Origin of the sequence: Streptomyces sp. NPDC020362 (assembly GCF_040642095.1) — a bacterium.
GTDB lineage: Bacteria > Actinomycetota > Actinomycetes > Streptomycetales > Streptomycetaceae > Streptomyces.
This window is the reverse complement of sequence record NZ_JBFAET010000044.1, coordinates 11839-33569: the sequence shown is the minus strand read 5'-3', so window position 1 is coordinate 33569 and position 21731 is coordinate 11839. Positions and strand designations below refer to the sequence as shown.

The 21731-nt window shown below is 72.5% G+C and carries 21 protein-coding genes; 9 read left to right on the top strand and 12 right to left on the bottom strand.

Annotated elements, in window-relative coordinates; genetic code table 11:
* The first annotated feature begins 1 nt into the window (after nucleotide 1).
* The gene (locus AB0H32_RS18575; protein ID WP_361121216.1) at nucleotides 2-703 is read left to right on the top strand and encodes a L,D-transpeptidase family protein; all 702 of its coding nucleotides are present in this window, start codon (nucleotides 2-4) and stop codon (nucleotides 701-703) included.
* Here AB0H32_RS18575 and AB0H32_RS18570 read toward each other — a convergent pair.
* Both AB0H32_RS18570 and AB0H32_RS18565 read right to left on the bottom strand, forming a co-directional pair.
* The gene (locus AB0H32_RS18570) at nucleotides 690-2162 is read right to left on the bottom strand and encodes a HAMP domain-containing sensor histidine kinase (RefSeq protein ID WP_361121279.1); all 1473 of its coding nucleotides are present in this window, start codon (nucleotides 2160-2162) and stop codon (nucleotides 690-692) included. The genes AB0H32_RS18575 and AB0H32_RS18570 overlap by 14 nt on opposite strands.
* A gap of 5 nt (nucleotides 2163-2167) precedes the next feature.
* Complete coding sequence (locus AB0H32_RS18565; RefSeq protein ID WP_361121213.1) at nucleotides 2168-2908, bottom strand: response regulator transcription factor; 741 nt, start codon at nucleotides 2906-2908, stop codon at nucleotides 2168-2170.
* A 154-nt stretch (nucleotides 2909-3062) separates the two neighbouring features.
* On the opposite strand from AB0H32_RS18565, the gene AB0H32_RS18560 reads away from it, so the two are divergent.
* The 8 genes from AB0H32_RS18560 (at nucleotide 3063) to AB0H32_RS18525 (ending at nucleotide 11166) form a co-directional block, all read left to right on the top strand.
* Nucleotides 3063-4415 (top strand): ferredoxin reductase family protein, encoded by a 1353-nt coding sequence (locus AB0H32_RS18560; protein ID WP_361121210.1) that lies wholly within the window; start codon nucleotides 3063-3065, stop codon nucleotides 4413-4415.
* Nucleotides 4416-4447: 32 nt separating this feature from the next.
* Entirely contained in the window at nucleotides 4448-4906 is a 459-nt protein-coding gene (locus AB0H32_RS18555; protein ID WP_361121207.1) for an FMN-binding protein, read from the top strand.
* Nucleotides 4907-4965: 59 nt separating this feature from the next.
* A complete protein-coding gene (locus tag AB0H32_RS18550) occupies nucleotides 4966-6348 on the top strand; it encodes a ferredoxin reductase family protein (protein ID WP_361121205.1) in 1383 nt (460 codons plus the stop codon).
* A 17-nt stretch (nucleotides 6349-6365) separates the two neighbouring features.
* Nucleotides 6366-7211, top strand: a complete 846-nt coding sequence (locus AB0H32_RS18545; protein WP_361121202.1) for an FMN-binding protein — start codon at nucleotides 6366-6368, stop codon at nucleotides 7209-7211.
* Nucleotides 7204-8007, top strand: coding sequence for an FAD:protein FMN transferase (locus AB0H32_RS18540; protein WP_361121199.1), 804 nt, complete (start codon nucleotides 7204-7206; stop codon nucleotides 8005-8007). Before AB0H32_RS18545 ends, AB0H32_RS18540 begins: the two co-directional genes overlap by 8 nt.
* 128 nt (nucleotides 8008-8135) lie before the next feature.
* Entirely contained in the window at nucleotides 8136-8333 is a 198-nt protein-coding gene (locus AB0H32_RS18535; protein ID WP_361121196.1) for a hypothetical protein, read from the top strand.
* A 74-nt stretch (nucleotides 8334-8407) separates the two neighbouring features.
* Nucleotides 8408-10243: an ABC transporter ATP-binding protein gene (locus tag AB0H32_RS18530; protein ID WP_361121193.1), complete on the top strand. Its 1836-nt coding sequence runs from the start codon at nucleotides 8408-8410 to the stop codon at nucleotides 10241-10243.
* Nucleotides 10240-11166 carry a serine/threonine-protein kinase gene (locus AB0H32_RS18525; protein ID WP_361121190.1) on the top strand — a complete coding sequence of 309 codons (927 nt, stop codon included), beginning with the start codon at nucleotides 10240-10242 and terminating at the stop codon, nucleotides 11164-11166. Before AB0H32_RS18530 ends, AB0H32_RS18525 begins: the two co-directional genes overlap by 4 nt.
* Nucleotides 11167-11213: 47 nt before the next feature.
* Here the strand turns inward: AB0H32_RS18525 and AB0H32_RS18520 are convergent, their stop codons facing one another.
* The 10 genes from AB0H32_RS18520 to AB0H32_RS18475 form a co-directional block, all read right to left on the bottom strand.
* The gene (locus AB0H32_RS18520) at nucleotides 11214-11984 is read right to left on the bottom strand and encodes a zf-HC2 domain-containing protein (RefSeq protein ID WP_361121187.1); all 771 of its coding nucleotides are present in this window, start codon (nucleotides 11982-11984) and stop codon (nucleotides 11214-11216) included.
* Nucleotides 11974-12561: a sigma-70 family RNA polymerase sigma factor gene (locus AB0H32_RS18515; RefSeq protein WP_361121184.1), complete on the bottom strand. Its 588-nt coding sequence runs from the start codon at nucleotides 12559-12561 to the stop codon at nucleotides 11974-11976. Before AB0H32_RS18515 ends, AB0H32_RS18520 begins: the two co-directional genes overlap by 11 nt.
* A 97-nt stretch (nucleotides 12562-12658) precedes the next feature.
* Nucleotides 12659-13201, bottom strand: coding sequence for an arginine repressor (locus tag AB0H32_RS18510; RefSeq protein ID WP_361121181.1), 543 nt, complete (start codon nucleotides 13199-13201; stop codon nucleotides 12659-12661).
* Nucleotides 13202-13208: 7 nt separating this feature from the next.
* Entirely contained in the window at nucleotides 13209-14426 is a 1218-nt protein-coding gene (locus AB0H32_RS18505) for an acetylornithine transaminase (protein WP_361121178.1), read from the bottom strand.
* On the bottom strand, nucleotides 14423-15337 hold the full coding sequence (gene argB / locus AB0H32_RS18500; protein ID WP_361121175.1) for an acetylglutamate kinase: 915 nt from the start codon (nucleotides 15335-15337) through the stop codon (nucleotides 14423-14425). Before argB ends, AB0H32_RS18505 begins: the two co-directional genes overlap by 4 nt.
* Entirely contained in the window at nucleotides 15334-16485 is a 1152-nt protein-coding gene (argJ, locus tag AB0H32_RS18495) for a bifunctional glutamate N-acetyltransferase/amino-acid acetyltransferase ArgJ (RefSeq protein WP_361121172.1), read from the bottom strand. The genes argB and argJ overlap by 4 nt, the downstream gene beginning before the upstream one ends.
* A complete protein-coding gene (argC, locus tag AB0H32_RS18490) occupies nucleotides 16482-17510 on the bottom strand; it encodes an N-acetyl-gamma-glutamyl-phosphate reductase (RefSeq protein ID WP_361121169.1) in 1029 nt (342 codons plus the stop codon). The genes argJ and argC overlap by 4 nt, the downstream gene beginning before the upstream one ends.
* Nucleotides 17511-17555: 45 nt before the next feature.
* On the bottom strand, nucleotides 17556-17927 hold the full coding sequence (locus AB0H32_RS18485) for a GtrA family protein (protein WP_361121166.1): 372 nt from the start codon (nucleotides 17925-17927) through the stop codon (nucleotides 17556-17558).
* Entirely contained in the window at nucleotides 17927-18877 is a 951-nt protein-coding gene (locus AB0H32_RS18480; RefSeq protein ID WP_361121163.1) for a glycosyltransferase family 2 protein, read from the bottom strand. The genes AB0H32_RS18485 and AB0H32_RS18480 overlap by 1 nt, the downstream gene beginning before the upstream one ends.
* A 23-nt stretch (nucleotides 18878-18900) precedes the next feature.
* A complete protein-coding gene (locus AB0H32_RS18475) occupies nucleotides 18901-21516 on the bottom strand; it encodes a YfhO family protein (RefSeq protein ID WP_361121160.1) in 2616 nt (871 codons plus the stop codon).
* Between the last annotated feature and the right edge of the window lie 215 nt (nucleotides 21517-21731).

Genomic DNA, 21731 nt, shown 5'->3' with positions numbered 1-21731 from the left:
CATGCGCCCAGCCCTTGCCCTCGCCCTCGTGTCCGCGTCCCTGTGCGGCCTCGCCCTCGCGCCCGATCCCTCGGCGGTCTCGCTGCCCGCACAGATGGCGGACACCGGCGGCGGTACCCAGCTCATCACCGCCCAGGCACCGGGCACCGATGCGACGTCCGGCACGCTCACCTGGTGGGACCTGCGGGACGGCCAGTGGGTGCAGGCCGGGTCCGCACCGGCCCGCTTCGGGTCGAAGGGGCTGGTGGAGGGGGGTGCGCGGGTGCAGGGGACGAGCACGACGCCGACCGGCCTGTACGACCTCCCGTTCGGGTTCGGGATCAAGCCGGCGCCCGCCGGCACGCGCGTCGCCTACCGGGCGGTGAAGGACAGTTCCTGGTGGTGCGAGGACAACGACTCCACCTCGTACAACCGCTGGGTGGACCCGCTGCCGGCCGACTGCCGGGCCTCGGAGGCCGAGAAGCTGAGCTCGTACGGCACCCAGTACGGGTACGGGCTCGTCGTCGGGTTCAACTACGACCAGCCCGTGCGGGGACGCGGGGCCGGGATCTTCCTCCATGTGAACGGGCAGGCAGCGACGGCCGGCTGCGTGTCCGTCCCCGAGGATGCGATGCAGCAGATCCTGACGTGGGTGGATCCCGGCAGGAAGCCGCACATCGCGATCGGCACCGTGGACGGCGCCACCGCCCTCACGCGGTACTGACGTCCCCCAGGGGCAGCCGCACCGTGAACGTCGTGGCCCCCGGCCGGCTCTCCAGCCCCACGCTTCCCCCGTGCGCCTCCACGACCGCCGCCACGATCGACAGGCCCAGCCCCGCCCCGGCGCCGGAGGCCTCGGGGCGGCGACGGTGTTCGGCCCGGGTGAAGCGTTCGAAGACGTCGGGTCGAACGTCCTCGGGGACGCCCGGTCCGTCGTCGTGGACCGAGAGGCGGGCCTCGCCCTCCGCGGACTCCAGGGTCACCGTCACCTTCGTGCCGGCAGGTGTGTGCAAACGTGCGTTGGCCAACAGGTTGGCCAACACCTGTTGGAGACGGTGGGCATCGCCCGGAACCGTCACCGGGTCCTCGGGCAGGTCCAGCCCCCAGCGGTGCCCGGGGCCCGCCGCACGGGCGTCGGTGACCGCGTCCAGGACCAGGATCGTCAGGTCCACCGGACGGCTCTCCAGCGGGCGCCCCGCGTCCAGACGGGCCAGGAGGAGCAGGTCGTCGACCATCTCGCCCATGCGGGAGGACTCGGCGGCGATGCGCTCCAGGGCGCGGGTCACCTCGGCCGGCACCGGACCCGGGTGCAGCAGGGCCAGCTCCGCATGGCCCCGGACCGAGGCGACCGGGGTGCGCAGTTCATGGCTGGCGTCGGCGGCGAAGCGGCGCAGCCGCTCCTCGCTCGCGTGCCGTTTGGTCAGGGCGTCCTCGACGTGGCCCAGCATGCGGTTGAAGGCGGCCGCCACCCGGCCGACCTCGCTGCGGGGATCGGGGTCCGGGGCCCGCGGCGGCAGGGCCACCTCGCCGCTGGCCAGGGGGAGTTCGCTGACGCGGGCGGCGGTGGCGGCGACCCTGCTGAGCGGGCGCAGCGACCAGCGGACCCAGCAGGCACCGGCCACGCCGGCCACCACGAGGGCCAGCCCGAAGACGACGCCTGCCACCAGTTCGAGGCGGTGCACGGTGGCCTGGACGGGTTCCAGGGGCAGGCCGACGATCAGGACGTCCCCGTCCCGGCCCGGGGACGCGACGACCCGGTAGTCGTGCAGGGCGGAGAGGCCGATGGTGTGTGGTCTTGCGTCGGCCGGTACGGCGGCCAGCCGCCGCAGGTCCGCGGCGGACAGGTCGACGTTCAGGTCGGCCGACGGATCGCCGCCGCGGATGAGGCCCTTGTTGGTGACCGTACCGTTCAGCAGGCGGGCTCCGAAGGTGCCGGTGGCCATCCGGCGGGTGTCGCCCTGCTCGTCTCCGTCGTGGTCGTCCGGCAGCCTGCCCCTGTGCTCCAGGCTCTCGGGGAAACGGGTGCCGACCTGGGCGAGCTGTTCGTCGAGGCGCCGGGTGAGGAAGCCGTCCAGTTCGACGACCGCGGCCAGTCCCACGGCCGCGCAGCTCACCGCCAGCAGCACCACCAGGCCGAAGGTCAGCCGGGCGCGCAGGGTGCGGGGGCGGGGCAGGCGCCGCAGGGAACTCACCGGGACACCGGCTTCAGGACGTAGCCCGCGCCACGCACCGTGTGGATCATGGGCTCGCGGCCCGCGTCCACCTTCTTGCGCAGGTAGGAGATGTACAGCTCGACCACATGGGCCCGGCCACCGAAGTCGTAGGACCAGACCCGGTCGAGGATCCGGGCCTTGCTGAGGACGCGGCGCGGGTTGCGCATGAGGAAGCGGAGGAGTTCGAACTCGGTCGGCGAGAGCTCGACCAGCTCGCCGGCCCGGGTCACCTCGCGGGCCTCCTCGTCCATGACCAGGTCGCCCACGGTCAGCCGCGGCCCCTCCTCCAGCAGGCGGGCCATGCCCGCGCGGCGCAGCAGTCCGCGCAGCCGGGCGACGACCTCCTCCAGGCTGAAGGGCTTGGTGACGTAGTCGTCGCCGCCCGCCGTGATGCCGGCGATGCGGTCCTCGACCGCGTCCCGGGCGGTGAGGAAGAGCACGCAGACGTCCGGCCGCACCTCGTGCAGCCGGCGCAGCACGGCGAAGCCGTCGGTGTCGGGGAGCATCACGTCCAGGACGACGGCGTCGGGCAGCAGCTCGCGTGCGGTGGTGACCGCCGAGGCGCCGTCACCGGCCGCGCGGACCTCCCAGCCCTCGTAGCGCAGGGCACCGGTGAGCACCTCCGCGAGGTCGGGGTCGTCGTCGACGACCAGGACGCGCAGGGGGGTGCCGTCGGGGCGGGTGAGGGCCGGCCGGCCGGAGCGGGTGGTGTTCATCGCGCCTACCAGCATCGCTCGTGCGGACGGTGGCGGGCCGCCCGGGCGGCTGTGAGTTTTCTCTGAGTCCGCCGGGTGCGGCGGCCGCTCAGAGGTCGCTCAGAGCTTCGGCGCGCACAGTGGCCCGGGCACGACGGACGAAGGGACCACTGTCATGACCACCGTGGACGAGCCGCGCACGGCCCCGCCCGTGTCACCCGCCGCGCGCCGCTCTTCCGCGGGGCTCGTACTGGCCGTGCTGTGGGCGGGGGCGGCGGCCGTGGTCGGACTGTGGTGGGCGGACACGGGGTCCGTGGTCGGCACGGCGGGCTGGCTGACGGGGGCCGGGCGGATCGCCGGGCTGCTGTGCGGGTACGCCTGCGCGGTGCTGGTCGGCCTGATGGCGCGGGTGCCGCTGCTGGAGGTGCGGATCGGCTCCGACCGGGTGGCGCGCTGGCACGCGATGGCCGGCCGGTACACGATCTGCCTGCTGGTCGCGCACGTCGTGCTGATCCTGGCCGGATACGCCGCCCAGGACCGGGCCTCCCTGTGGCACGAGGCGGTCACCGTCGTCCTGGACTACCCGGAGATGCTCAAGGCCACGGCCGGGACGGTGATCCTCCTCGCGGTCGGCGTCACCTCGGCGCGGGCCGTGCGCCGCCGGACCAGCCACGAGTTCTGGTACTACGTCCACCTGCTCACCTACGCGGCCGTCTTCCTGGCCTTCGGGCACCAGGTGGCCCTCGGCGACGAGTTCAACGGCGAGCCGGCGGCCACCGCCGTCTGGTATGCGCTGTACCTCTCGGCGGCGGCCCTGGTGGTGTGGTTCCGGATCCTCGTCCCGGTCCGGCTGAACCTGCGGCACCGGCTGCGCGTGGAGTCGGTGCACCCGGAGGCACCCGGCGTGCACTCGGTCGTGGTGCGCGGGCGGCGCCTGGACGAGCTGGGCGCGCGGCCCGGGCAGTTCTTCCGCTGGCGGTTCCTCGGCGACGGCATGAGCTGGACGTCGACGCCGTACTCCCTGTCGGCGCCGCCGCGCCCGGACCGCTTGCGGATCACCGTCAAGGCGCTCGGGGACCACAGTGCGGCCGTCCCGCTGCTGCGGCCGGGCACCCGGGTGTGGGCGGAGGGACCGTACGGCTCCCTGACCGCCGACCGGGCCACCGGGCCCCGGTCCCTGCTGATCGCGGCCGGTGTCGGCATCACCCCGCTGCGGGCACTGTTCGAGACGCTGCCCGGCGAGGTCGCGCTGCTCTACCGGGCGCGAAGCGCTCAGGACCTGGCGCTCGGCGGCGAGCTGGAGGCGATCGCCCGGTGGCGCGGCGCGCAGGTGCGGTACGCCCTCAACGGGCCGCGCGGGGAGCGCCCCGGCATCACGGCCGAGTCGCTGCGCGCGGCCTTCCCGGGCCTGGCCGGGCACGACGTCTACATCTGCGGCCCGCACGGCTTCGCCCAGGACGTGTACGCGGCGCTGCGGGCCGCCGGGGTGCCGGACCGCCGTATCCACCACGAGTCGTTCGAGCTGTGAGAGCCGAAGGTGTCAGGAGTGACGAGGCCGCCGTGCACGCGTTGAACAAGAACCGCCCGCTGCGCCGCATCGTGCTGGCCGGTGCGGCCACCGTCTCCGGGATGGTGCTGCTGCTGGCGCTGAAGCCGCACACGAGTCCCGCGGTGGCGACGGCGGGCACCAAGTCGCCTGCCGTGTCGAGCAGTTCGGGCCCCACAGCCGGTTCCGCCGCGGGGACCAGGACCGTCACCGGGGACACCGTCCAGACCCGCTGGGGCCCCGTCCGGGTGCGCGTCACGCTGAAGAGCGGCCGGCTGACCGACGTCACCGCGGTCAGCTATCCGCAGGACAACCCCCGCGACCAGGAGATCAACAGCTACGCCCTTCCCCAGTTGCGGCGCGAGGCGCTCGCGGCCCAGAGCGCGCAGATCGACACGGTCTCGGGGGCCTCCTACACCAGCGACGGTTACCGCCGGTCACTCCAGTCCGCCCTCGACTCCGCGGGCCTCTGAACACTCAGCGCATGCGGCACGTATCTGTGGGCCAAGGGCCAAGTCCCCCCGGAGGAACCGTGACCACCACGCTCGCAGGCGGACGTGCCGCCCGCCGCCAGACGATGCGCCGCATCCGCCCGCGCCGCTCCCCGGCCGTACCGCTGCTTGTCGCGGTCTGGGCGGGCGCGATGGCCGTGCTGTGGCTCTGGTGGCACAACACCCCGTCCATCGCCGACGACAACGGCAAGATCCTGAACGCGGGCCGGATCACCGGCCTGCTGGCCGGCTACCTCATGGCGCTGGTCGTCCTGCAGATGGCGCGCGTCCCCGCACTGGAACGGCGCGTCGGGTCCGACCGGGTGGCCCGCTGGCACGCGATGAGCGGCCGTTACACGCTCTGCCTGATCGTCGCGCACGTCTTCCTCACCATGTGGGGGTACGCGCTCCAGGCCGGCAAATCGCTCGGCGACATCGTCCAGCAGACCATCGACTCCGTCGACCAGCTGCCGGACATGGGCAAGGCCGCCATCGGCATGGGCCTGTTCGTGGTCATCGGGCTGACGTCGGTCGGCCCGGTCCGCCGCCGGCTGCCGTACGACACCTGGTACCACGTCCACCTGTTCACTTACGCGGCGGTGTTCCTGACGTTCTGGCACCAGATCAGCACCGGCAACGACTTCGCGGTCGAGCCCGCCGCCAAGACCTTCTGGTACGCGCTGTACGGCTCGGTCACCGCGCTCGTGCTCTGGTACCGGATCCTCACCCCGATCCGGCTGAACCTCCGTCACCGCATGCGGGTGGAAGCGGTGATCGAGGAGACGCCGGGCATCGTGTCGGTGCTGATCGGCGGGCGCAGGCTGCACCGGATGGGCGCGGAGGCGGGCCAGTTCTTCCGCTGGCGGTTCCTCGCCCCCGGGATGCGGTTCAGCTCGCACCCGTACTCGCTGTCGGCGGCGCCCCGCCCCGACATGCTGCGGATCACGGTGAAGGCGATCGGCGACCACAGCGCCCGGCTGCGCGAGCTGACGCCCGGTACCCGGGTGTGGGCGGAGGGCCCGTACGGTGCGCTCACCGCCCAGCGGCGCAGCAAGGGCAAGGTGCTGCTGGTCGCGGGCGGGGTCGGCATCACGCCGATGCGGGCACTGTTCGAGACGCTCCCCGGGGCGGCCGGTGACATCACCCTGCTGTACCGGGCCAACACGACCCAGGACCTGGCGCTGTGGGACGAGCTGGCCGCGATCGCCAAGGAGCGGGGCGCCAGGCTGATGTACGCGGTCAACAGCCCCGAGGGCGAGCGGCCGGACATCTCCGCGGAGAACCTCCAGCGGAAGATCCCGGACATCGACCACCACGACGTGTTCATGTGCGGGCCGCCCGGGTTCGCGCAGTCGGTGTTCGAGGCACTGCGCGGCGCGGGGGTCCCCGCGCGCCGTATCCACCACGAGTCGTTCGAGATGTGAGCGGGAGCTGCGAAGCGATGAGGAAGAGCCACCCCATTCGGCGCGTCGTGCTGGCCACCGCCGCCACCGTGTCCGGTGTCGTGCTGCTGCTGTCGCTGAAGCCCGCGTCGGACCCGGCCGCGGCTTCGGCGGCGGGCGCGGCTCCGCAGCAGACCGCGGCGGGGCAGGAGTCTCCGCAGGGCGGTCAGGCGGGCGGTGCGCAGTCCGCCGGGACGGTGACCGGCGATGCGGCCCAGACCCAGTACGGGACCGTTCAGGTGCGGCTGACCGTCGCGAACGGGAAGATCACCAAGGCGGAGGCGGTACAGGCGCCCAAGGGCGGCCTCAGCGACCAGAAGACCGCCCTCGCCGTGCCCAAACTCAACCAGGAGGCCGTGGCCGCGGGGACCGCGAACATCGACGCGGTCTCCGGAGCCACGTACACCAGCACCGGCTACAAGCAGTCGCTCCAGTCGGCGCTGGACAAGGTGAAGTCCTCGTCATCCTCGTCGTCGGGCGCGTCCGGCGGTTCGTCGTCCGGCTCCGGTTCGTCGTCCGGGTCCGGTGCCGCCTCGGGGTCCGGCTCCTCCTCGGGCTCGGGCCGGGCCCAGGCCCGCACGGTCACCGGCAAGGCCGTCCAGACCCAGTACGGCACCGTCCAGGTCCGGATCACGGTCAGCAACGGGAAGATCACCAAGGCGGACGCGGTGCAGGCGCCCAAGGGCGGCCTCAGCGACCAGAAGACCGCCCTCGCCGTGCCCAAACTCAACCAGGAAGCCGTGGCCGCGGGGACCGCGAACATCGACGCGGTCTCCGGAGCCACGTACACCAGCACCGGCTACAAGCAGTCGCTCCAGTCGGCGCTGGACCAGGCCGGTGGCTGACACGGTGGCCGAGCCGGCTGAAGCGCCCGCCGCGGTGCGTCATGCGGAGGAGGTCATGGGGACCGTCTTCTCCTTCGACGTCCGCGGCGGGGAACCCCGTGCGGTACGGCAGGCCCTGGAGTCGGCGGTCGCCGGCCTGCACCGGGTCGACGCGCTGTTCTCCACCTACCGCGAGGACAGCGAGGTGTCGCGGCTGGCCCGCGGCGAGCTGACCGTGGCGCAGTGCGCTCCCGAGGTGGCCGAGGTGCTGGAGCTGGCGGCCGAGGCGGAGCGGGTGAGCGACGGGTGGTTCAGCACGCGGTACCAGGGGGTGCTGGATCCGACCGGGATCGTGAAGGGCTGGTCCGTCGAGCGGGCGGCGCGGCTGCTGGCGGCGGTGGACGGGGTGTGCGGGGTCAGTGTGAACGGGGGCGGTGACGTCCAGATGCTGGGTGCCCCGCAGCCGCAGCGTCCCTGGCGGGTGGGGGTGGCCGATCCCCTGCGTCCGGGCGGGCTGGCGGCGGTGATCTCGGCCGCCGGGGTGGACGAACTGTCGGTGGCCACCTCCGGCACGGCCGAGCGCGGGGCGCACATCGTGGATCCGCGCACGGGTCGGCCCGCGGTGACGGACCTGGTGGCGGTGACGGTGGTCGGGCCGCGGCTGACCTGGGTGGACTGCTGGGCCACGGCCGCGTTCGCGATGGGGTCGCGGGCGGGGCTGGCGTGGCTGGAGTCGCTGCCGGACGTCGAGGGACTGCTGATCACCGCGGGCGACGAGGTGCGGTGCACCGGGGGGCTGGCGTCGCGGCTGGGCTGAGGGGCGCGGCCGGGTTCAGGGGCGTGGCTGAGCCGAGGAGAGGATATTTCATGTCTTTTGCCCGGAAATGCCATCCAAGTTCTGCCGTGAGTCGTATCTCCTGTGAACCAGGTTTCTGGAGGAACAACATGGCCATCTTCAGCACTCTCATGCCCGCCATGCACCGGGACCGCGGCGACAGTTCGTCGAACCACCGCGGCGACCGGCACGACCACGGCGACCACGGCCACGGCGACCACGGTGACCACGGCCGCGGCGACCACGGTCACGGCGGCCACGGCGACCACGGTGGCCACGGCGGCCACGGTGGCCACGGCGGCTACTGATCACACCCGAAGGCTGAGCGGACCGGAGACGGGAGGACCCGGTCCGCTTCGCCGCTCCCCGAAGAACGCATGCCATGGCGCATGTCCTGCGGCGTCTGCTGTCGGTGGGCGAGGCCTCCGACGGTGTGGTCGCAGCTGCACCCGAGGTGCCCCCGAGCGCGGTGTTCCGGCGGTTCTGGCCGTACACCCGCGGAGCCCGGCGCTGGCTCGTGCCCGTCGTCTTCTTCAGCCTGGCCGGCCCGGCCGTGGACGCCGCGGAGATCTGGCTCTTCAAGATCGTCGTGGACGATGTGCTGGTCCCCCGGAATCTGCACCCGTTCGTGTGGATCGCACCCGTCTATCTGGGGCTCGTCCTGTGCTCCGGCATTCTGGCGTTCGCCGACGGCATGACGTCCACCTGGGTCAGCGAACGCTTCCTGCTCTCTCTGCGCGCCGATGTGTTCAAGCACGTCCAGGGGCTCTCGCTCGGCTTCTTCGAACGCCGGCGGCTCGGGGACGTGCTCTCCCGGGTCACCGGCGACGTCGACGCGGTCGAGACCTTCCTGCTCTCCGGAGTGGCGGACGCCCTCTACTACGTGATCCGGCTCGGCGTCTTCCTCGGCCTGCTCGTCTACCTGCGCTGGGACCTGACCCTGCTCGCCCTCGCCATCGTGCCGCTGTTCTGGGGTGCGGGCCGGCACTTCTCGCGGCTGATCAAGGAGGCGTCGCGGGAGCGCAGGCGGCTCACCGGCTCGATCAGCGCGATCGCCGAGGAGTCGCTGGGCAATGTCGCCCTCGTCCAGGCGTACAACCGGCAGGGCTGGGAGGAGCACCGGTTCGAACGGGAGAGCGCCGGCCGGTTCCGTGCGGCCATGGCCTCGGCGCGGATCCGTGGGGTCTACGGGCCCGTCGTCGAGATCATCGAGGTGGCCGGCGGCCTCGCGGTGATGGGCCTGGGCACCTGGAAGCTGATGCAGGGCCAACTCACCCTGGGCGGGCTGCTGGTCTTCCTGGCCCTGATCGGCAAGCTCTACGGCCCGGTCCGCGGCCTGTCCGGGCTCGGCACCACCTTCTACGCGGCGTCCGCCTCGGCCGAGCGGATCATCGAGTTGCTCGACCAGCGGCCCCAGGTGACCGAGGCCGCCGGTGCCCGGCGGATCGGCCGGACGCGCGGTGAGGTGGAGTTCGACGGCGTCTGGTTCCGCTATCCCGGTACCTCGTCCTGGGCGCTGTCGGACGTGTCCTTCCACGTGGCGACCGGCGAGACGCTGGCGCTGGTCGGGGCCAGCGGAGCCGGCAAGTCGACGCTCGCGAAGCTGCAGCTGCGCTTCTACGACCCCGACCGGGGCGCGGTCCGCCTCGACGGCACCGACCTGCGCAGCCTGCGCCTGTCGGACGTACGGGAGAACGTCGCGGTGGTGCTGCAGGAGACGCTCGTCTTCCACGGCACCGTGCGGGAGAACATCGCCTACGGCCGGCCGGACGCGACGGAGGAGGACATCGTGGCCGCGGCGCGTGCCGCCGACGCGCACACGTTCATCACGTCGCTGCCGGACGGCTACGACACGCTGGTCGGCCAGCGCGGCCGGACCCTGTCCGGCGGGCAGTGCCAGCGTCTGGCGATCGCCCGCGCGATGATCAGGGACGCGCCCGTCCTGCTGCTCGACGAGCCGACCACCGGGCTCGACGTCCGCTCGGGGCGGCGGATCATGGACCCGCTGCGGCGGCTCATGTCGGGGCGGACCACCATCGTCATCTCGCACAACCTGCTGACCGTCCGCGACGCCACCCGCATCGTGGTGCTCGACCACGGCCGGGTCGTCGAGCAAGGCACCCACGACGATCTGCTGGACCGCGGCGGCACCTATGCGCGGCTCCACCGGCTGCACGCCGTGCCCGGATCCTCCGACCCGCGCACGGTGCCGTCGTGAACGTCCCCGCGGCCGGGATCGCGCCTCCCCTGGCACCGGGCACCAGACCGGTGCCGGGCTACCGGGTGCTGGCGCATCTGACGCGCACCGGCTGGCTCGACGTCTACGACGTCTGGAGCGAGGAGCGGGCCTGCCGGTGCGTGCTCAAGGCGGTGCGCCCCGACCGCCGGGGCGAGGAGCGGCTGCACGGACGGCTGCTGCGCGAGGGCCGGTGGCTGCGCGACTTCACCCATCCCCACCTGGTCCGCGCCTACGAGACCGTCGAGTCGCCCGAGCCGTTCGTCGTCCTGGAGACCCTGACCGGGGAGACCCTCTCCCACCTCCTGGACCGGTTGCGGCGCCGGCCGTCCGCCGCCGACGTGGCGCTGCTCGGGGTGCAGCTGTGTTCCGCGGTCCACTACCTCCACGGCCGGGGTCTGCTGCACCTGGACCTCAAGCCGTCCAACGTGGTGGTGGACTGCGGTCATGCGAAGGTGCTGGACCTGAGTGTGGCACGGCCGCCCGGGCCGGCGCCCGCGGGCCTGGGTACGTTCTGCTATCTCGCCCCTGAACAGGCCCGCGGCGGACCGCTCACGGCCGCGGCCGACGTGTGGGGCATCGGCATCACCCTGTTCGAGGCCGCCTGCGGAGTCCTGCCGTTCGGCCGCGACGGGACGGCGGCCGACGAGACCAGCGACGGCCAGGAGAGGGACGACGACGATCCCGCCGGATCACCCGAGGGGCATTCGCGGCCCGAGCGGTATCCGCAGCTGGAGCGGAGCGCCCCGCCGGTCGCGTCCCTGAGGCGGCTGCCCGCTGCTCTCGCCACGGCCGTCGACGGCTGTCTCCGGACCGATGCGCCGTCCCGGCCCACGGTCGCCGAACTGGCCGCCGCCCTGGAGGCGATGCTCCCCGGCCCGCCGAGTCCCGCGCCCCACGTCTGAAGCCCGGCGGACGGCGCGCGACGAGCGGCAGACGGCGGACTGCGGGGTCACGTCTCCGGGGCCACGACCTGACCCGTCTGCAGGCGGGCACTGGCGAGGACCGTGCCGTCCGGGGTCACGACATGGGCGCCGGTGAGCTTGTGCGGGTCGACGGCGGCCGATCCGCCCCACGAGCCGTGCCCGCTGTCCAGCCGGAAGTCACCGACGGGGACCGACGTACCGTCGGAGCGTTCGAGCACACAGCTGACCTTGCCACTGTACGGGGTGCCGGGGCCGGCGAGAGCGACGGTCATGAAGAGCCAGCCGTGGATACCGGGGTGGGCGTAGACCTCGCCGGCGGGCTGCCCGCCGCCCGCCGGGATCATGTCGCCGACCAGCATGGGTTCGCTCTCCACGGCGGCCGGGGGCGAGGCGGTGACCCCCTGGACGGCGGTGCCGACGGCCCAGCCGGCGAACCCGATGGCGAGCGCGAGGGCGGAGACGGCGGCCGCCAACCGCAGCCGGGCCCGGCGGGCGCGGCCCCGGATGTCCTGGTGCGCGAGGCCGGGCGTGCGGGCACGGGACCGCGCCTCGTGCGCCGCCGCGTCCTGGGCCAGCTTGCGGCCCACCCGGGTCTCGAACCCGACCGGCGGTTCGCTGTCCGGCAGCAGACCGATCAGCCGGTCGCCGACGAGGGTCAGCTGCTCGACGTACTCCCGGCAGTCGGCGCAATGGTCCAGATGCGCCACGGCCGCCGCCCGCTCCCGACCGGGCAGCACGCCCAGCGCGAGCTCGGCGCCGATCTCGCGCAGGTTGTCGCAGGTCACGTCATGGGACATGGTCGCCTCGGTTCGGAGACGCAAGCGTGGTCCGCAGTTTCGCCATCGCCGTCCTGATCCGCGTCTTCGCGGTACCCAGCGGAATGTTCTCCCCGTCGGCGATCTGCTGGGCCGTCATGCCGTAGATGCCGGCCATCACCAGGGCACGGGCCTGTTCCCGCGGCAGCCGCGCCAGGGCGGCCCGGAGCTGGGACGAGGCCTCGTCGGCCAGTGCCCACTCTTCGGGGGTCTCGGTGACGACGCCGAGCAGGCTCTCGAGGTCCTCGGGGGCCACCGGATCCGTCCGCCGCGCACGGACGGCGTCGATGGCGAGGTTGTGCGCGATGGTCGTGAGCCAGGTCGTGACCGACCCGCGGCGCGAGTCGTAGATCTGCGCGTGGCGCCACGCGCGCTCGAACGTCTGCTGGGCGATGTCCTCGGCGAGCTGCGGATCCCTGGTCACGGCCATGGCAACTCCGAACACCCTGTGCTGGAACCTCCGGACGAAAGTGACGGCGAGCTCCGGGTCGCCCGTGGCCAGCCCGGACAGCAGTGCCTCGTCCGGGAGGCGGCCCACAGGCGACCGGAAACCCGACACACCTCTGTATACGGTCGGCCGCCGCCAGGAGATTGCCCGCCCGCCGCGGAAGATCACATTCCTATTCTGCTCCGCCGGGCGGTGCCCTGCATGTGGGTCAGTGCCCGTTCTGGGCCAGTCGCAGCAGATGGGCCGCCAGCGCCTGTCCCCCGCTCGGGTCCCGGCTGATCAGCAGCAGGGTGTCGTCACCGGCGATGGTCCCCAGGATGTCGTGCAGCTCCGCCTGGTCGATGGCCGAGGCGAGGAACTGGGCGGCCCCCGGCGGGGTGCGCAGGACCACGAGGTTGGCGGAGGCCTCCGCGGAGATCAGCAGCTCCTGGGACAGGCGCCGCATCCGCTCCTCCTTCGCCGACTCGCCGAGCGGCGCGCGGGGCGTGCGGAAACCGCCCTCGCTCGGCACCGCGTAGATCAGGTCGCCGTCGTTGTTGCGGATCTTGACCGCGTTCAGCTCGTCGAGGTCCCGGGACAGCGTCGCCTGGGTGACGCTCAGCCCGTCGTCGGCGAGCAGCTTCGCCAGCTGGCTCTGCGACCGCACCGGCTGCCGGTTGAGAATGTCCACGATCCGGCGGTGCCGTGCGGTGCGGGTCTGCGGTACGGCGGGCCCGGCGCCCGCCTGCTCGTGGTCCTGCGCCTGGCTCATCGTCGTCTCATTCTCCGGATCGTCCGTCCCCGCTCGCCGGGCTCGCTGCGTCGAGGATGCCGGGCAGCGCCTGGAGGAGAGCACCTGCCTCGTCGTCGCGGAGGTTCAGCGGCGGCATGAGCCGTACGACGTCGGCGGCGGGCGCGTTCACCAGGAAGCCGGCCTCCTGGGCCGCCTGCTGCACCTGCGGTGCGTGCGGCCCGGTGAGCACGATACCCAGGAGGAGGCCGGCACCCCGGACATAGCCGATCAACGGGTGGTTCAGCGCCTCGATTCCGTCCCGCAGCCGCTCGCTCTGCCGCTTGACGTTCTCCAGCAGTCCGTCGTCCGCGATGGTGTCGAGGACGGCGAGGCCGGCCGCGCAGGCGACCGGGTTGCCGCCGAAGGTCGAGCCGTGGTGGCCGGGCCGGAGCAGCTCGGCGGCGCGTCCGAAGGCCACGGTGGCGCCGAGCGGCAGCCCGCCGCCGAGTCCCTTGGCGAGGGTGACGACGTCCGGCAGGACGCCTTCGTGGGCCTGGTACTCGAACCAGTTCCCTGTACGGCCGACGCCCGTCTGCACCTCGTCGAGGACGAGCAGCGCCCCGGTGGCGGCGGTGATCGCCCGGGCCGCCTTGAGGTACCCGGCCGGGGGCACCACCACCCCGTTCTCGCCCTGGATCGGCTCGACGACGACGAGCGCCGTCTCCTCGGTCACCGCCGCGGCCAGCGCCTGCGCGTCGCCGTACGGGACGTGCGTGACATCGCCGGGCAACGGCAGGAACGGCGTCTGCTTGCCGGGCTGGCCGGTGAGCGCGAGGGCACCCATGGTCCGGCCGTGGAAGCCGCCCGTGGTGGCGACCATGTGGGTGCGCCCGGTCAGCCGGCCGATCTTGAACGCACCCTCGTTGGCCTCGGCGCCGGAGTTGCAGAAGTAGACCCTGCCGTCCCGGCCGAAGAGCTGGAGCAGCCGTTCGGCGAGGGCGACGGGCGGTTCGGCGACGAACAGGTTGGAGACATGGCCGAGGGACGCGATCTGCGTGCTGACGGCCTCGACGACGGCCGGGTGGGCGTGGCCGAGGGCGTTGACCGCGATGCCGCCGACGAAGTCGAGGTACTCCGTGCCGTCGGCGTCCCACAGCCGGGCGCCCGCGCCGCGCACGAGGGCCAGCCGGGGCGTGCCGTAGTTGTTCATGAGCGCGCCCTGCCAGCGCCCGGTCAGCTCTGCGTTGGTCGCGGTACCCGTCATGGCTGCTCCCCCTCGGCTTCGTCGGGCACGACCATGGTGCCGATGCCCTCGTCGGTGAAGATCTCCAGCAGGATCGAGTGCTGGACCCGGCCGTCGATGACCCGGGCGGTCCGTACGCCGCCCCGCACGGCGTGCAGGCAGCCCTCCATCTTCGGCACCATGCCGGCGGACAGCTCCGGCAGCAGCTTCTCCAGCTGCGACGCGGTGAGGCGGCTGATCACCTCGTCGGAGTTCGGCCAGTCCTCGTAGAGGCCCTCGACGTCCGTGAGGACCATGAGGGTTTCGGCCCCCAGTGCCGCAGCGAGTGCCGCAGCCGCCGTATCAGCATTGACGTTGTAGACATGTCCGTCGTCCTGACTGCGGGCGATGGAGGAGACGACCGGGATGCGGCCGTCGGCGAGCAGGGCCTCGATCGCGCCCGTGTCGATCTCGGTGATCTCGCCGACCCGCCCGATGTCGACGAGTTCGCCGTCGATCTCGGGCTGGTGCTTGGTGGCGGTGATGGTGTGCGCGTCCTCACCGGTCAGGCCCACGGCCAGCGGTCCGTGCTGGTTGAGCAGGCCGACCAGCTCGCGCTGGACCTGCCCGGCCAGCACCATCCGTACGACGTCCATGGCGTCCTCGGTGGTGACGCGCAGGCCCGCCTTGAACTCGCTGACGATGCCGTGCCGGTCGAGGGCGGCGCTGATCTGCGGGCCGCCGCCGTGCACGACGACCGGCCTGAGACCGGCGTGCCGCAGGAAGACGACGTCCTGGGCGAAGGCGGCCTTCAGCTCCTCGTTCACCATGGCGTTGCCGCCGAACTTGATGACCACGGTCCTGCCGTGGTGCCGGGTCAGCCAGGGCAGCGCCTCGATGAGGATCTGGGCCTTGGGCAGCGCGGTGTGCTTACGCGTGGTTCCGGTGCTCATGAGGAGTAGGCGCTGTTCTCGTGGACGTAGTCGGCGGTGAGGTCGTTGGTCCAGATGGTGGCGGTCTCGCTGCCGGCCGCGAGGTCGGCGACGATGTGCACCTCGCGGTAGCGCATGTCGACCAGCTCGCGGTCCTCGCCGACGCCGCCGTTCTTGCACACCCAGACGCCGTTGATGGCAACGTTGAGCTGGTCGGGCTCGAAGGCGGCGGACGTGGTGCCGATCGCGGACAGGACGCGGCCCCAGTTGGGGTCCTCGCCGTGGATCGCGCACTTGAGGAGGTTGTTGCGGGCGATGGAGCGGCCCACCTCGACGGCGTCGTCCTCGGTCGCGGCGTTGATCACCTCGACCTTGATGTCCTTGCTGGCGCCCTCGGCGTCGCGGATGAGCTGCTGTCCGAGGTCGTCGCAGACCTGCCGTACGGCCTCGGCGAACTCGTCGTGACCGGGCGTGATGCCGGAGGAGCCGGAGGCGAGCAGCAGCACCGTGTCGTTGGTGGACATGCAGCCGTCGGAGTCGACGCGGTCGAAGGTGACCTTGGTGGCCGCGCGCAGCGCACGGTCCAGCGCGTCGTCGTCCAGGTCGGCGTCGGTGGTCAGGACGACCAGCATGGTGGCGAGGCCGGGGGCGAGCATGCCCGCGCCCTTGGCCATGCCGCCGACGGTCCAGCCGTCCCTGGTCACCACGGACGTCTTGTGGACGGTGTCGGTGGTCTTGATGGCGATGGCGGCCTTCTCGCCGCCGTGCTCGGAGAGCTGGGCGGCGGCCGTCCCGATGCCGGGGAGCAGCTTGTCCATGGGCAGCAGCACGCCGATGAGGCCGGTGGAGCAGACGGCGACCTCGATGGCGCCCCGGCCGAGGACCTCGGCCACCTTCTCGGCGGTGGCGTGCGTGTCCTGGAAGCCCTTGGGGCCGGTGCAGGCGTTGGCACCGCCGGAGTTGAGGACGACGGCCGACACCTGGCCGCTCCTGAGGACCTGCTCGGACCAGAGCACCGGCGCGGCCTTCACGCGGTTGGAGGTGAAGACGCCCGCCGCGGCACGGCGCGGACCGTTGTTGACCACGAGGGCCAGGTCCGGGTTGCCGTTCTCCTTGATCCCGGCGGCGATGCCCGCCGCCGTGAATCCCTTGGCTGCCGTGACACTCACGGTGCGACTCCGATCGTCGAAAGCCCGGTGGTCTCGTCGAGCCCCAGGGCGATGTTCATGCTCTGGACGGCACCGCCCGCGGTGCCCTTGGTCAGGTTGTCGATGGCGCTGATCGCGATGATGCGGCCCACCGCTGCGTCGTACGCGACCTGCACCTGAACGGCGTTGGAACCGTGGACGGACGCCGTCGCCGGCCACTGGCCCTCGGGGAGCAGACGGACGAACGGTTCGTCGGCGTAGGCCTTGGCGTATGCGGCGCGCAGGGAATCGCCGGTGACGCCGGGCCGGGCGGAGGCGCTGCACGTGGCGAGGATCCCGCGGGGCATCGGCGCCAGGGTGGGCGTGAAGGAGACCGCGACCCGCTCCCCGGCCGCCCCGGTGAGGTTCTGGATCATCTCGGGGGTGTGCCGGTGGCCGCCGCCGACGCCGTACGGCGACATGGAGCCCATGACCTCGCTGCCCAGCAGGTGCGGCTTGGGCGCCTTGCCGGCGCCGGAGGTGCCGGACGACGCGACGATCACCGCCTCGGGCTCGGCGAGGCGGGCCGCGTAGGCCGGGTACAGGGCGAGGGTGACGGCGGTCGGGTAGCAACCGGGCACCGCGATGCGCTTGGACCCCTCCAGCGCGGCGCGGGCGCCCGGAAGTTCGGGAAGGCCGTAGGGCCAGGTGCCGGCGTGCGGGGAGCCGTAGAAGCTCTCCCAGTCGGCCGGGTTCTTCAGCCGGAAGTCGGCGCCCATGTCGATCACGAGGACGTCCGGTCCGAGCTGCTCGGCGACGGCGGCGGACTGCCCGTGCGGCAGCGCCAGGAAGACGACGTCGTGCCCGGCGAGCGCCTCGGCCGTGGTCTCGGCCAGCACCCGGTCGGCCAGCGGCAGCAGATGCGGCTGGAGCGCGCCGAGCCGCTGGCCGGCGTTGGAGTTGCCGGTCAGGGCACCGATCTCGACCTCGGGGTGCGCGAGGAGCAGGCGCAGGACCTCTCCGCCCGCGTATCCGCTCGCTCCGGCCACCGCCGCACGTACCGCCATGTCCATCCTCCTCTGGATGGCATGACTATACGTATCGCTGCACTTTTATGCAATCGACTTGGGGAGCATGACCCAGCGGGACACGACGAAGGTGACCGGGATCGCCGCCGCCGAGGCGAGCAGCGGGGCGAAGCGGCTGCCCGCGTGCAGGACGTCGACGATCACGTACACCCCGACGGTCGTGATCAGGAAATTACTGACGTTGGTCAGCGGGAACAGCAGGAATTTCCGCCAGGTGGGTCTCGTGCGGTAGGTGAAGCGCGCGTTCAGGAAAAAGGATCCGATCATGCTGATCAGGAATGCCAGGGTGTGCGCGGCAAGGTAGGGAAGACAAGTGAGAAACAACAGGTAAAGACAGTAGTAGGTGGCCGTATTCACGACTCCGACCACAGCAAAGGTGAGGATCTGCCTCGACATCAGGGGATGAGATCTTTCGTCCGTTCCACATTGGTCGCCTTCACCAGGAAGTGCGGACGCCCCTTCACCTCGTAGTAGATGCGGCCGGTGTACTCCCCGATGACTCCCAGCATGACCATCTGGACTCCGGCCAGGGCGGTGACGGCGGTGATGATGGTCACATACCCGGGTGTCTGCACCCCGTTGGCGAGGGCGGCGCCCACGATCCAGGCGGTGTACAGCCCCGCGCACAGCAGCAGGCCCATGCCGAGCCAGAGGGCGGCGCGCAGCGGCCGGTTGTTGAAGGACAGCAGGCCGTCCAGGCCGTAGTTGAGCAGGCCGCGGAAGGACCAGGAGCTGCTGCCCGCCTCGCGCGTCGCGTTCTCGTACTCGAAGGTGGTGGCCGGGAAACCGACCCAGGCGAACAGGCCCTTGGAGAAGCGGTTGTACTCGGTGAGGTCCAGGATCGCGTCCACCACGCGGCGCGAGAGCAGGCGGAAGTCGCCCACGCCGTCGACCAGTTCGACGTCGACCATGCGGTTGATGAGCCGGTAGTACAGGCGGGCGGTGACGGTGCGGGCCAGGCGGTCGCCGGTGCGGGTGCGCTTGGCGATGACCTGGTCGTAGCCCTGGCCGCGCAGCTCCACCATCCGCTTGATCAGCTCGGGCGGGTGCTGCAGGTCGGCGTCCATGACCACGACCGAGTCGCCCGAGGCGTGCCTGAGGCCGGCGAGCAGGGCCGCCTCCTTGCCGAAGTTGCGGCTGAAGGAGACGTACCGCACCCGGGAGTCCCGGACGGAGAGGTCCTCCAGGACGGCGAGCGTGCGGTCGCGGCTGCCGTCGTCGACGTACACGAACTCCATGTCGTGGCCGAGCGGCAGCATGTCGTCCGCGATCCTCTGGACCTCCTCGTGGAAGCGTTCGAGGACGTCCTCCTCGTTGTAGCAGGGCGCGACGATCGATATCAGCATGGCGGTCCCTCCTGGGGAGCGGGTCAGAGAGCGGTGGCCACGCGCTCGCGCGGTGGTGTGGTCGTGGACGGTGCCGGGTCCCGTCGGCGGCGGACGGCGGTGAGGGTGCCGAGCACGGCGAGCACGAGGAGCGAGCCGCCGCCGACGGCCGTGCCCAGCCGCAGGCCGGGTGGGTGGAAGGTGCAGGTGAGGGTGGCCGAGGAGCCGTCGAGGGGCATGGCGATCAGCCCGTGGTACTCCCCCGCCGGGGTCGCGGGGGCATCGCCCGCGCCGCAGCGCCAGCCGGCGATCCGGGGGGCCGCGACGACGGCGGTTCCCCTGCTGCCGGGCGGGAGTTCGGCCCGGATCGTGCCGTCGGAGACGGTCACCCGGGTGGCGCCGGTGGCCCGGAGCCGTTCGACCGCGGTGTGCAGCCGGGCGGTGTCCAGGCAGCCGACCGCGCCGTCCGGGACGAAGCTCGTCCTGTCCGGCGACAGTTCGATCCGCAGGCGGCCGGAGGCCGGAACCGTGCCGAGCCGCTGCATGGGCGCGATCTTGGTGACGGGGTGGTCGGACCGGAACCGTCCGGTCGGGTCCCGCCGCGTGGCACCGGCCAGCCGCGCGGTGCCCGAGAGGTGCGGCGCCCACAGGTACACCTCGCTGCCGGCCGGGCACCGGGCCGTGATGGTCGGCTTGTGCCCGGCGGTCGCGACGGGCGGCGCGCCGATGCGCAGGCCGGGCCGGTCGTCGTCGCTGCGGCTCGGCACCCGGCCGGCGGCGGTGCGCACGGTGAGGCGGGGCACGGTGTAGACGCGGGTGCCCAGCAGCAGTTCCTGGTTGCGGTACGGCGACGGACCGAAGGTGGAGAGGCCGGCGTGCGCGGCGGCGCCGGCCGGACGGACCGTCACCAGGGGCGGTACGTCCTCGCGGGACACGGTCACCCCGCTGCCGTCCTGCGGGAACCAGTTCTGGTGCGGGTCGGGCGGGGAGTGCACCCGCGCGCCCACGGAGAAGATCGCGTCGGTGACGGCGTTGTCGAGGCTCTGGAGGTTGCGGCCGCGCGAGGTCCAGCCGTCCCCGAGCGCGGTGAGGGTACGGCTGAGCACGTCGGAGGTCAGGCTGCTGTAGTACTGGGCGCCCTGGCCGCCGACCAGCATCGGGTCGTTGCCGACGGTCTGCTCGCGTCCGGGGTCGGTGCGGTACCGGGGCCAGCTGTCGGCCTCGGAGACCGCCGCCGCCTGCCGCGACTGCCGTCGGCCCCAGGGCGCGTAGTCGTCCATGTGCGCGAGGCGCATCCGGGTCGCCACGGCGGAGGTGGCGGCCGTCTCGCCGATCTGCGCGCCGAGCAGAAGCACGACGGCGAGGACGGCTAGCCGGGTGCGCCGCCCGGCGTCGGCGCGGGCCAGCAGGGCGAGCCCGCCGAGCGCGCCGGCGGTGGCGAGCAGCAGCACCGGCCAGGCGAAGAACCGGACCAGATGGCTGCGGCTCGCGACGAGGGTGATCAGGGCGAGGAGCCCGGCGGCCGCCGCGAGCGCGCGCCGGTCGGGCAGGCCGTACGACAGCGCCTGCCAGGCGGCGATCACCAGCAGCCCGCACAGCACGAACGCCTGGCGGTAGGGGCTGCCCTGCGGGGTGGCGAAGGCGTGCCAGACCAGGTGGGTCGGCGCCCACTGCAGGGAGAGGGTCACCAGGAGGACGAGGAGCGTCCAGCCGGTGCGCACCCGGACGGGGACCGCACGGTGGAACGGCAGGGCGAGGGCGAGCAGCAGGGTCGTGATGCCCACGTAGACGGCCGGGGACGCGAAGCCGTACGTCGCCGGCAGCAGCCGGGCCAGCAGGTCCTCGCCACCCACCGGGACGAACTGGCGGACGCGGCCCGGGTGGGCGTGCCTGGTGCCGAAGTAGACGACCGTCACCAGCGGGGCGGCGAGGCCCACGCCGAGGACCACGGTGAGGGCTGCGCGGCCCGCCGCCGCGAGCGCCCGCCGGCGGGGCAGGTCCGCCAGCAGCAGACGGAGCAGCAGGACCAGGCCGGCGCCGAGGGTGGCCATGTAGGCGGTGTAGAAGTTGGCGGCCCAGGCGAGGGTCACGACGAGGACACCGAGGAAGCGCCGGCGTCCGGTGAGCGCCCATTCGCCGACCAGGCAGAGCAGGGGCAGGGCGACGAGCCCGTCCAGCCACATGGGGTTGTAGGCGGCGTCGGCGACGCTCCAGCCGCACAGGGCGTAGGAGGTGCCGAGCAGGCCGGCCGCCCACCAGCGGCCGGGGCGCAGGGTGAGCAGCAGGCAGGCCATGACCGCCGCGGCCGCGGCGGTCTTCAGGAGGGTGACGGCATACACCGCGAGGTCGATCTCGTCCCGCGGGAAGAGGGCCACGAGCAGCGCGAACGGGCTGCCGAGATAGGTGCCGAGGTCGGGCAGGAAGCTGGAGCCGTAGCCGGACTGCCAGTTGACGAGGAGGCCGCCGTCGGCCCTGCCGTGCAGCAGGTCCCACAGGTGGGCGTGGAAGGGCACGTACTGGTTGCCCAGGTCGTTGACGCTGCGGGTGCGGGGGCCGAAGGGGTAACTGCGGGCGAGGGTGTCGGCTGCGCAGAACGCCGTGATCGTGACGGCCGCGGCGAGCAGGGCGGCGGCCCGCCTCGGCCGGGATGCTTCTTTCACACCCTGTTCCTGTCCGGGAGCCGACGCGCGCTGCCGTGGGCGGCGCCCCTTTTGCCGGGCGAGGTCGAGCAATGCATTTCGGGCGGTCTCCCACGGAATGTATGCCTCATCGATTCGCCGTCTTAGACGGGACACGTTTCCTGTTGGTTGTGTGCGCACCAAAAAGTGAGACGGCTGCCTCCGAATACGGGAAACACCGGGTGAATTTCATGACG

Excerpts from the sequence above, each read along its gene's own strand:
- AB0H32_RS18575 (WP_361121216.1), top strand. The coding sequence starts at position 2 with ATGCGCCCAGCCCTTGCCCTCGCCCTCGTGTCCGCGTCCCTGTGCGGC.
- AB0H32_RS18565 (WP_361121213.1), bottom strand. The coding sequence starts at position 2,908 with ATGAACACCACCCGCTCCGGCCGGCCGGCCCTCACCCGCCCCGACGGC.
- AB0H32_RS18560 (WP_361121210.1), top strand. The coding sequence starts at position 3,063 with ATGACCACCGTGGACGAGCCGCGCACGGCCCCGCCCGTGTCACCCGCC.
- AB0H32_RS18545 (WP_361121202.1), top strand. The coding sequence starts at position 6,366 with ATGAGGAAGAGCCACCCCATTCGGCGCGTCGTGCTGGCCACCGCCGCC.
- AB0H32_RS18535 (WP_361121196.1), top strand. The coding sequence starts at position 8,136 with ATGGCCATCTTCAGCACTCTCATGCCCGCCATGCACCGGGACCGCGGC.
- AB0H32_RS18530 (WP_361121193.1), top strand. The coding sequence starts at position 8,408 with ATGGCGCATGTCCTGCGGCGTCTGCTGTCGGTGGGCGAGGCCTCCGAC.
- AB0H32_RS18520 (WP_361121187.1), bottom strand. The coding sequence starts at position 11,984 with ATGTCCCATGACGTGACCTGCGACAACCTGCGCGAGATCGGCGCCGAG.
- AB0H32_RS18510 (WP_361121181.1), bottom strand. The coding sequence starts at position 13,201 with ATGAGCCAGGCGCAGGACCACGAGCAGGCGGGCGCCGGGCCCGCCGTA.
- AB0H32_RS18505 (WP_361121178.1), bottom strand. The coding sequence starts at position 14,426 with ATGACGGGTACCGCGACCAACGCAGAGCTGACCGGGCGCTGGCAGGGC.
- argB (WP_361121175.1), bottom strand. The coding sequence starts at position 15,337 with ATGAGCACCGGAACCACGCGTAAGCACACCGCGCTGCCCAAGGCCCAG.
- argC (WP_361121169.1), bottom strand. The coding sequence starts at position 17,510 with ATGGCGGTACGTGCGGCGGTGGCCGGAGCGAGCGGATACGCGGGCGGA.
- AB0H32_RS18485 (WP_361121166.1), bottom strand. The coding sequence starts at position 17,927 with ATGTCGAGGCAGATCCTCACCTTTGCTGTGGTCGGAGTCGTGAATACG.
- AB0H32_RS18480 (WP_361121163.1), bottom strand. The coding sequence starts at position 18,877 with ATGCTGATATCGATCGTCGCGCCCTGCTACAACGAGGAGGACGTCCTC.